The sequence below is a fragment of the Neisseria sicca VK64 genome (assembly GCF_000260655.1).
Lineage (GTDB): Bacteria > Pseudomonadota > Gammaproteobacteria > Burkholderiales > Neisseriaceae > Neisseria > Neisseria sicca_B.
Map to the genome: position 1 here is coordinate 1 of NZ_AJMT01000029.1, position 8,606 is coordinate 8,606.

Annotated in this window: 9 protein-coding genes; 8 read left to right on the forward strand and 1 reads right to left on the reverse strand. The window is 52.5% G+C overall.

From position 1 onward, the window contains the following. Both corA and HMPREF1051_RS02055 read left to right on the forward strand, forming a co-directional pair. On the forward strand, window positions 1-890 hold an 890-nt coding region (gene corA, locus HMPREF1051_RS02050; RefSeq protein WP_003763716.1), incomplete at its 5' end, for a magnesium/cobalt transporter CorA. 129 nt (window positions 891-1,019) lie between these two features. Next, window positions 1,020-1,502, forward strand: a complete 483-nt coding sequence (locus HMPREF1051_RS02055; RefSeq protein WP_003755401.1) for an acyl-CoA thioesterase — start codon at window positions 1,020-1,022, stop codon at window positions 1,500-1,502. Window positions 1,503-1,654: 152 nt separating this feature from the next. Here the strand turns inward: HMPREF1051_RS02055 and HMPREF1051_RS02060 are convergent, their stop codons facing one another. Next, a complete protein-coding gene (locus tag HMPREF1051_RS02060; RefSeq protein WP_003755397.1) occupies window positions 1,655-2,119 on the reverse strand; it encodes a universal stress protein in 465 nt (154 codons plus the stop codon). Window positions 2,120-2,311: 192 nt separating this feature from the next. On the opposite strand from HMPREF1051_RS02060, the gene HMPREF1051_RS02065 reads away from it, so the two are divergent. The 6 genes from HMPREF1051_RS02065 to HMPREF1051_RS02090 all read left to right on the forward strand — a co-directional run bounded on the left by HMPREF1051_RS02065 (window position 2,312) and on the right by HMPREF1051_RS02090 (window position 8,452). Then, window positions 2,312-3,088 (forward strand): tRNA threonylcarbamoyladenosine dehydratase, encoded by a 777-nt coding sequence (locus HMPREF1051_RS02065; RefSeq protein ID WP_003763714.1) that lies wholly within the window; start codon window positions 2,312-2,314, stop codon window positions 3,086-3,088. Window position 3,089: 1 nt separating this feature from the next. Beyond that, complete coding sequence (locus HMPREF1051_RS02070; RefSeq protein ID WP_003763711.1) at window positions 3,090-3,563, forward strand: hypothetical protein; 474 nt, start codon at window positions 3,090-3,092, stop codon at window positions 3,561-3,563. 51 nt (window positions 3,564-3,614) lie between these two features. Then, window positions 3,615-4,073: a hypothetical protein gene (locus tag HMPREF1051_RS02075; RefSeq protein WP_003763708.1), complete on the forward strand. Its 459-nt coding sequence runs from the start codon at window positions 3,615-3,617 to the stop codon at window positions 4,071-4,073. Between the two features lie 105 nt (window positions 4,074-4,178). Beyond that, entirely contained in the window at window positions 4,179-5,066 is an 888-nt protein-coding gene (locus HMPREF1051_RS02080) for a segregation and condensation protein A (protein ID WP_003763718.1), read from the forward strand. Between the two features lie 225 nt (window positions 5,067-5,291). Beyond that, entirely contained in the window at window positions 5,292-6,629 is a 1,338-nt protein-coding gene (gene brnQ, locus HMPREF1051_RS02085) for a branched-chain amino acid transport system II carrier protein (RefSeq protein WP_003763709.1), read from the forward strand. A 356-nt stretch (window positions 6,630-6,985) separates the two neighbouring features. Further along, the gene (locus HMPREF1051_RS02090; protein ID WP_003763712.1) at window positions 6,986-8,452 is read left to right on the forward strand and encodes a DUF3360 family protein; all 1,467 of its coding nucleotides are present in this window, start codon (window positions 6,986-6,988) and stop codon (window positions 8,450-8,452) included. The last annotated feature ends 154 nt before the right edge of the window (window positions 8,453-8,606 follow it).

Consider the following 8,606-nt stretch of genomic DNA (forward strand, 5'->3'; position numbering starts at 1 on the left):
CGGGGCAGACCAACTGGCTGCATTTCGTCGGCATCAACGACGCCGCGCTGCTCAAACACACGCTGGAGCCTTACGGTATCCACGAGCTGGTCATCGAAGACATCCTCAGCCGCAAACAGCGCCCCAAAATCGAAGACTACGACAATTATCTGTTTATCGCCGCTCAGGTTTACCACTACACCGCTGCCGGCAAACTGAATTCCGACCAAGTTTATCTGATTATCGGCAAGGATTTCGTGTTGTCGTTCCAGCAAAAACCGCTGGGCCTGTTCAGCCAGTTGCGCCGTCAAATGAGCGAAAACCTGCGCGGCATCCTCGGTAAAAACACCGCCTTTCTCGCCTATTGCCTGCTCGACCGCATCGTGGACGACTATTTCATCGTCTTGGAAGAATACAATAACCGCGTCGAAGCCATAGACAAATCCCTGTTTAAAGATGAAAACAGCGACATCCTCGGCAAAATCCACCGCCTCAAGCGCGATGCCGTCCGCCTTCGCCGCACGCTCTTGCCTTTGCGCGACGTGTTCTATCAGCTTGCCGTGCGCGTCGATTTCACCATTTTCAAAGGCGAGTCCACCGTCTATCTGCGCGACGTTTACGACCACAACATGCAGCTTATCGAATCGCTCGACGCCTCGCGCGACATGGTGTTGAGCATGATGGACATCTACCTTTCCTTCCAGTCCAACCGCATGAACCAGCAGATGCGCGTCCTGACCGTCATCACCATCATCTTCATGCCGCTGACCGTCATCACCGGCATCTACGGCATGAACTTCGACAACATGCCCGAGCTGCATTGGCATTACGGCTATTTTATCGTTTTAGGTTTGATGCTGTGCATCATCGTCGGGCTGCTGATTTTCTTCTCGCGCAGAAAATGGTTATAAACCCATAAAAAAATCCAATTTCCGTATATTCATATATTAAATACAATCGGCAAGGTCGTCTGAAAACCATCCCAGCCACTGAACGGCCGCCCGTCTAACACAAACATTCATTTTTAAAAGAGGAACACCATGGACCAAACCCGCCAACTCCCTTCACACGAACTCATCATGTCCGAACTGATGATGCCCGACACCGCCAATTTCAGCGGCAACGTCCACGGCGGCGAACTTTTGCGCCTGCTCGACCAAGTCGCTTATTCCTGCGCCAGCCGTTACAGCGGCAACTACTGCGTTACCCTGTCTGTCGATAAAGTCTTGTTTAAAGAGCCGATACACGTCGGCGACTTGGTAACTTTCTACGCCAGCGTCAACTACACGGGCAGAACTTCCATGGAAATCGGCATCCGCGTCGAAGCGCAAAACATCCGCACCGGCGAAGTGCGCCATACCAACAGCTGCTACTTCACCATGGTCGCGGTTGAAGACGGCAAACCTGTTCCCGTCCCGCCGTTGGAAATTACCACCGAGCGCCAACGCTGCCGTTATGAAAAAGCCAAAAAACGCAAAGCCTTGAGCCTTCAGGCATCGGACGAGGCTTCTTGCGGCTGCTGAAAACGGACGGATAAAACGGATTACAAGACAAAGGTCGTCTGAAAACCAAGTTTCAGGTTTTCAGACGACCTTTCTATTTGACGGATAAGGACATTATCGAAACTGCGTCTGTCGAAGCAGTTTCAGACGACCTTCTTCAGTAGGGCAGCCCCTTACGCTTCTTCCGCTTTGCTGCGGATAATCAGAAGCGGCAGGTGGCTTTGGCGCATAACGGTTTCGGCGAAGCTGCCCATCAGGAGGTGCATCAGGCCGGTTCGGCCGTGTGTGCCGAGTACCAGCAGGTCGGCGCCGTTTTCATCGGCGTAATCGACCAAATCCTGCGCCATTTCGCGTGCGCCTTTGTTGGCGACCAGCAGGTGTTTGACAATGTTTTCCACGCCGTTTTCTCGGGCGGTTTTTTCAGCGAAGTCCAAAACTTCGTTGCCTTGGGCGACGGCGGCGGCCTCGTAGCTTTCGTGTTGCAGGAATTCGGGGGCGAGCGCCATGTATTCGGCGGGGTTGGCGACGTGTACCAAAGTCAGGCGGGCGTTGTTGACGCTTGCCAACTCGGCGGCGTGTTTCAGGGCGTTGAGGGAAGTTTCGCTGCCGTCAACGGCTACAACCAGATGTTTGTACATAGTTCATTCTCCTTTTGCGCCGAAGGCGGCACTTTGTTTCATGCGGTTGGGAAGGGTCCGTTATGAAACGATTATAGACTCTTTCGGGCTGCTGCAACAGCCCGTCTGCTTTCCAGTATAATATGTGTCGCATTCGTCCGCAGCGTTTTGCGTTGATTTTCATTCATTTATTGATATATCACAAGGTTGGGTATGAACGACACCGTTTTTCTTCCTTCGCGCCGTTTCGGCGGTATTGCCAGACTCTATGGAGATGAAGCACTGGCGCGGTTTTCGCGCGCGCACGTCTGCGTGGTCGGCGTGGGCGGGGTAGGTTCTTGGGCGGTGGAGGCTTTGGCGCGGACGGGCATCGGTCGTTTGACCTTGATTGATTTGGACAACGTCGCCGAGTCCAATGTCAACCGCCAGCTTCATGCGCTGACCGACGATTTCGGCAAGGCGAAGGTGACGGCGTTGCGCGAACGCATTGCTCAAATCAATCCGCAATGCGAAGTGGAGGAAATCGAGGATTTTGTGACGGAAGACAATCTCGAAACGCTTTTCAGACGACCTTTCGACTTTGTGATCGACGCGATAGACCAAGTGCGTGTCAAGGCGGCGATGGCGGCTTATTTTGTGCGGCACAATCAGCCGTTTATCCTCAGCGGCGGCGCGGGCGGACAGAAAAATCCGGCATTGATTCAAACCGCTGATTTGAGCCGCGTTACCCACGACCCGCTGCTTGCCAACCTGCGCTACACCTTGCGCAAACGCTACGGCTTCAGCCGCGATACCAAAGAAAAAATGCGCGTGCCGTGTGTGTTCTCGACTGAGAACATTACGCCGCCGCAATCTGGCGAAGCGTGTTCGACCGATACCGCGCCGCAAGGGCTGTCCTGCGCGGGCTATGGCGCGAGTATGCTGGTGACGGCTTCGTTTGGGCTGTATTGTGCGCAGGCGGCGGTAGAACATATTGCGGGACGGAAGTGAGATGAATCGATTTTTTAAAGCCTACTTTATCAGTAGCCTGATTTATGCTGTTGTCTTCGGTTTGCTGGTGTACAGTGTCGGTTTGCTGTTTTCAGGATTCGAATGTTTTGATATTGACGCTGACAATGAACAGTATGCAGAGTATTGTTCACGAGCTCATGAAATGTCGGCTTTTGAGAAAGTGTCTTTGAAGTTTTTCTTCTTTCCGTTTTTATCTGTAATGTTATTGTCCCTACTCAATGCCGGCATTATGAAGTGGACCAAACGCTGTACAACTTCGATGACTCTTGCCTTGCCTATTGTCGAATGGTTGATTGTTTGGTTCGTTTTTTTGCTGTGGGAGTGGAGTAGTCTGGATAGTAGTTGGACGGCAATAACGGGACTTCTTTTTTTCGGATTGCCTGTTTATGGCATGGCAGCAGTTCAAGCCCTGAGTGTGTTGGTCTCTTCTGCAAATGCCAATCAGAAAATTTGATGTGGGTTTAAGCCTTTTGAAATTTATTTTTTCAGACGACCTTTTTTGCCTATGAACCGATTTTTCAAAGCCTATTTTATTGCCAGCCTGATTTATGCGGTTTGGTTCGGCGTGTTGATGTATGCCGTCGATCCGATGTTTGGCGCGATGGGATGCGACATGCAGTCGGGCGATTATTTGTGTTTTCAGGACGGCTCTCCGCGGCCGTTTACCAATTTCCTTTATCCTTTCCTGTCCGTTCCGATATTCAGCCTTTTGCACGCTGCCATCATGAAGTGGCGCAAACGCTGCTCGGTCGGGATGATTTGGTTTTTGGTCGGTTGCGAATGGCTGCTATTGTCGGCTTGGATAATCGCAATGCTGGCGCGCGATGGCTTTGTGTTTTCCCGCGATGCCGTTACGGTGCTGACCGGTTCGTTTTTCGCCGTTTTGCCGCTGCTGGGTATGGCGTTGGCGCAAACGCTTGCCATTGCCATCGCTTCTTTGAAAAGCCAACGCAAAAAAGGCTGATTTTTGTTTTGCTGCACTCGTTTTGGCGAAACCCGCTGCGTTTTCAGACGACCCCGTTATTGATTAACCACCCATCAAACCTAATAAGAAAAAGCTCCTCTAAACATGCCTTCAGAACACCTTATTCCTTCCGCCGCGGCAACGTCGTCTGAACATACTGTCGCGTGGGTATTCGGTCAACCCGTAACCGATTTGCCGCAGGATTTGTTTATTCCGCCCGATGCTTTGAAGGTTGTCTTAAGCAGCTTCCAAGGGCCGTTGGATTTGCTGCTTTACCTGATCCGCAAACAGAATATCGACGTTCTCGATATTCCGATGGTGAAGATTACCGAGCAATATCTGCACTATATCGCCCAAATGGAAGCGTATCAGTTTGATTTGGCGGCGGAATATCTTTTGATGGCGGCGATGCTGATTGAAATCAAATCGCGCCTACTGCTGCCGCGTCCCGAAGAGGTCGAGGATGAGGAGGCGGATCCGCGTGCCGAGCTGGTGCGCCGCCTTTTGGCTTATGAACAGATGAAACTGGCGGCGCAGGGTTTGGATGCGTTGCCGCGCGCGGGACGGGATTTTGCTTGGGCGTATCTTCCATTGGAAATCGCGGTCGAAGCGAAGCTGCCGGAGGTGTATGTCGCCGATTTGACGCAGGCGTGGCTGGGCATTTTGTCGCGGGCGAAACATACGCGCAGCCATGAAGTGATTCAGGAAACCATTTCCGTGCGCGCGCAGATGACGGCGGTTTTACGTCGCCTGAACGAGAGCGGGATATGCAAATTCAGCGATTTGTTCAAACCGGAGCAGGGCGCGGCGTATGTGGTCGTCAATTTCATCGCGCTCTTGGAGCTTGCCAAAGAAGGTTTGGTCCGCATCGTCCAGCCGGACAGCTACGGCGAAATCGAAATCAGCCTGAAACAGGAAAATTTAGAACGCCCGGAAGCGGAAGAGGGCGTTTCAGACGACCCCTACGCCGACGTTGAAGGCGAAACGGCATGATGATTTCACGCTTGGCAAACCCATACCCATTTCCATCAACTGTCCTTTATATAGTGGATTAAATTTAAATCAGGACAAGGCGACGAAGCCGCAGACAGTACAGATAGTACGGAACCGATTCACTTGGTGCTTCAGCACCTTAGAGAATCGTTCTCTTTGAGCTAAGGCGAGGCAACGCCGTACTGGTTTAAAGTTAATCCACTATAAACAAACAGGTACGAATTTATGAACAGTGTTTCCCCGCTCAACCGTAAAGCCTCGCTGTGGGCGGTCGGTTTGATGTTGTTCGCTTTGTTTTTCGGTGCGGGCAATCTGATTTTTCCCGCTTATCTCGGACAACAGGCGGGGGAAAGCTGGTTCTCTGCGATGACGGGTTTCCTGTTGACCGGCGCGGGCCTACCGCTGTTGGGCGTGATTGCCATCGGCTATTCCGGTTCGCGCGATGTGCAGGCGCTGGCATCCAGGGTTGCGCCTTGGTACGGCGTGGCGTTTGCCGTCGCACTGTATTTGTCCATCGGGCCTTTGTTTGCCATGCCGCGTACGGCGACGGTGTCGTTTGAGATTGCCGTTGCGCCGTTTTTGAATGAAAGCCAGAAAATAGTCGGGCTGGCGGCGTTCAGCGTGGCGTTTTTCGGCGTGGCGTATTGGCTGTCGATGTCGCCGGGCAAGCTGGTGGACCGCATCGGTAAAATCCTGACCCCCGTATTGCTTTTGACGATTGCCGTTTTGGTCGGCTACGCCGCGTTGAATCCGATGGGCGTTCCCGCTGCGGCACAAGGCGATTTTGCCCTCCGTCCGTTCATAAAAGGCATTTTGGAGGGCTACGGCACAATGGACGCACTCGCTTCGCTGGTGTTCTCCATTATCGTCATTGACGCCGTGCGCGCGATGGGCGTGGACAACCGCTCCGAGCTGCTGCGGACGACCGCCGTTTCAGGCATCGTCGCCGCATCTTGTCTGGCTTTGGTGTACCTCTTCATCGGCTATATGGGCGCGACCAGCGTGTCAGGTTTGGGACTTCAGGAAAACGGCGCGGAAGTGTTGTCGAAAACCGCGAATTTCTACTTCGGCGTCCCCGGAAACATCCTCTTGGGCGTCATCGTCCTGCTCGCCTGCTTGAGTACCGCCGTCGGACTGATTACATCATGTTCCGAATATTTCAACCGCCTGTGTCCCGGTATTCCTTACAAAATGTTCGTCGTCATCAATACGGTCGTGTCTATGGCGTTGGCGAACAAAGGCCTGTCCTCCATCCTGATCTTTTCCATCCCAATGCTGATGCTGCTGTACCCGCTGACCATCGTCATCATCCTGCTGGTCTTCCTGCACAAACTGTTCGGCGGCAGCCGCATCGTCTATTTCTGCACCATGATGGCAACGCTGGCAGTCGGTTTGCTCGATGCCTATAAAGCCGCGTTCGGTTTCAGCGAAGAAGTCGCCGCCGACATCAACGGCGCACTGCCGCTTTACAACGTCGGACTGGGTTGGCTGCTGCCCGCAACCGTCGGCTTTATTTTAGGGTGCATCCTGAACGCCGCGCTCAAGAAAAAACCTAAGGCTTAAATCTAAACAAAGGTCGTCTGAAAATTTTCAGACGACCTTTTTTGTTGTTTTTCCAACTTATTCATACCAAAACGAAAATTTCCACCTAAGCCGGATAATTTGTGTGTTAGCATTCAAGAACTAAATTGTTGACAATGCAGCCCGATCCCGACTACCGGCTTTGCCGTGTATAGCCGCTTTCGGAGCGGATATATAGTGGATTAAATTTTAAATCAGGACAAGGCGACGAAGCCACAGACAGTACAGATAGTACGGCAAGGCGAGGCAACGCCGTACTGGTTTAAAGTTAATCCGCTATAAAATGTCGGACGGCGATTGCCGACAAAACCAAAAACAAGTCAACCAAAGGAGAAATTATGAACCACGACACATCATATTCCGGCATGCACAAGCCACCGTCGGACTTTGAAAACCGTGAGGCGTATTTGGACCACGAGCTGCAAATCATGCAGCCCAAACGCTGGCGACTCAATCTGCCGTTTCGCGATTACCGCTTCGAACCCGAAGACCTGATTCCTGCTGTGGCGGGAACGATTGGCAAGGTGGTGATGGTCAGCGCAGTGGCGGCGGCGTTTGCCGTGCCGTTGGGTCTGCCCGACACCTTTCTGCCGCAAAACGTCCGTTACGAGCTGCTGATTGCTTCAATCTTCATCCTGCTGCTTTCCGGCCTCTTTCTTCCCACTTCCAACTTACCCGGTACACACGGGCCGTTGATTCCGCTGATTCCCGTTGTCGTTGCTGCGGGCGGACATCCGCTGGCTTTCGGTTTGTTGATTGGAGTGTTCGGCTTCTTGCTGGGCATTACCAAGGGAGGCAGCCTGATGGCGAAACTGACAAGCAACGGCGTATGCGGCGGGCTGCTGCTGTATCTGGGCTTCGTTGGCACGACCGGACAGGTCAAGAAACTCTTTGAATGGGCAGGCGGTTTTGACAAAAGCTACATCGCCTTCATCGTGATAATCGGCACTATCCTGCTCTATGCGCTGCTGGAACATTGGCGCAAGCGTTGGCTTGCCGTCCCATTGGGCTGCGTGCTGGCAGGCTTTACCGCCTATCTTTTGGGTGCGCCGTTTTCCTTCCAAACCGCTCCTGGCCTGCCGCCCATGAGTCCTGCCTACTGGTGGGGTGAAAATACCGGCTGGATGATGGGTTTACCGACGATGGACAGCTTTTTGGTCGTATTCCCCTTTGCCGTACTCGCCGTTGCCATGTGGTCGCCTGATTTCTTAGGGCATCAAGTGTTCCAAAAAATCAGCTATCCCGAGCGATCCGAAAAAGCCTTGATGAACATCGACGACACCATGTTCACCTGTTCCGTCCGCCAAGTCGCAGGCTCTATATTGGGCGGCGCGAACTTTACATCTTCATGGGGAACCTACATCGTTCCCGCTTCCATCGCCAAACGACCGATTCCCGCAGGCGCGATACTGACTGCCTTGTTCTGTATCATTGCATCCGTCTGGGGCTATCCCATGGATTTGGCGATTTGGCAGCCTGTATTGAGCGTTGCGCTGATTGTCGGCGTCTATGTCCCGCTTTTGGAAGCAGGCATGGAAATGACGCGCAAGGGTAAAACTACCCAGTCTGCCGCCATCGTTGTGTTCTCCTCTGCGCTGGTCAATCCCGTTTTCGGCTGGTCGCTGACCATGCTTTTGGATAACTTGGGTTTAATCGGATGTAAAGAACGCAGCGCGGAACTCGGCTTTATGGGTCGCGTCGTCGTACCTACCGTCGGCTTTGTCATCCTCTGCGCAGCAATGGGCGCAGTAGGCATGCTGCCCGGTATTCCCGCCTTCCTCGAGCAGTTTAGAAATCTGCATTAACAAAGTAGTGCCAGCGTTTCAGACGACTTTTTTAGAACTAGAGGTCGTCTGAAAACCGCGAATTTCGGATAAATCGTATAATCGGCATTGGTTTGGGTTTTAAAATAAGCTTTGAAATATAGTCAATTAAAAACAAAATAGTACAATACTCAAC

What these genes read in the sequence shown, in the direction of transcription:
- HMPREF1051_RS02055 (WP_003755401.1), top strand. Translation starts at nt 1,020, where the DNA reads ATGGACCAAACCCGCCAACTCCCTTCACACGAACTCATCATGTCCGAA.
- HMPREF1051_RS02060 (WP_003755397.1), bottom strand. Translation starts at nt 2,119, where the DNA reads ATGTACAAACATCTGGTTGTAGCCGTTGACGGCAGCGAAACTTCCCTC.
- HMPREF1051_RS02065 (WP_003763714.1), top strand. Translation starts at nt 2,312, where the DNA reads ATGAACGACACCGTTTTTCTTCCTTCGCGCCGTTTCGGCGGTATTGCC.
- HMPREF1051_RS02070 (WP_003763711.1), top strand. Translation starts at nt 3,090, where the DNA reads ATGAATCGATTTTTTAAAGCCTACTTTATCAGTAGCCTGATTTATGCT.
- HMPREF1051_RS02075 (WP_003763708.1), top strand. Translation starts at nt 3,615, where the DNA reads ATGAACCGATTTTTCAAAGCCTATTTTATTGCCAGCCTGATTTATGCG.
- HMPREF1051_RS02080 (WP_003763718.1), top strand. Translation starts at nt 4,179, where the DNA reads ATGCCTTCAGAACACCTTATTCCTTCCGCCGCGGCAACGTCGTCTGAA.
- brnQ (WP_003763709.1), top strand. Translation starts at nt 5,292, where the DNA reads ATGAACAGTGTTTCCCCGCTCAACCGTAAAGCCTCGCTGTGGGCGGTC.
- HMPREF1051_RS02090 (WP_003763712.1), top strand. Translation starts at nt 6,986, where the DNA reads ATGAACCACGACACATCATATTCCGGCATGCACAAGCCACCGTCGGAC.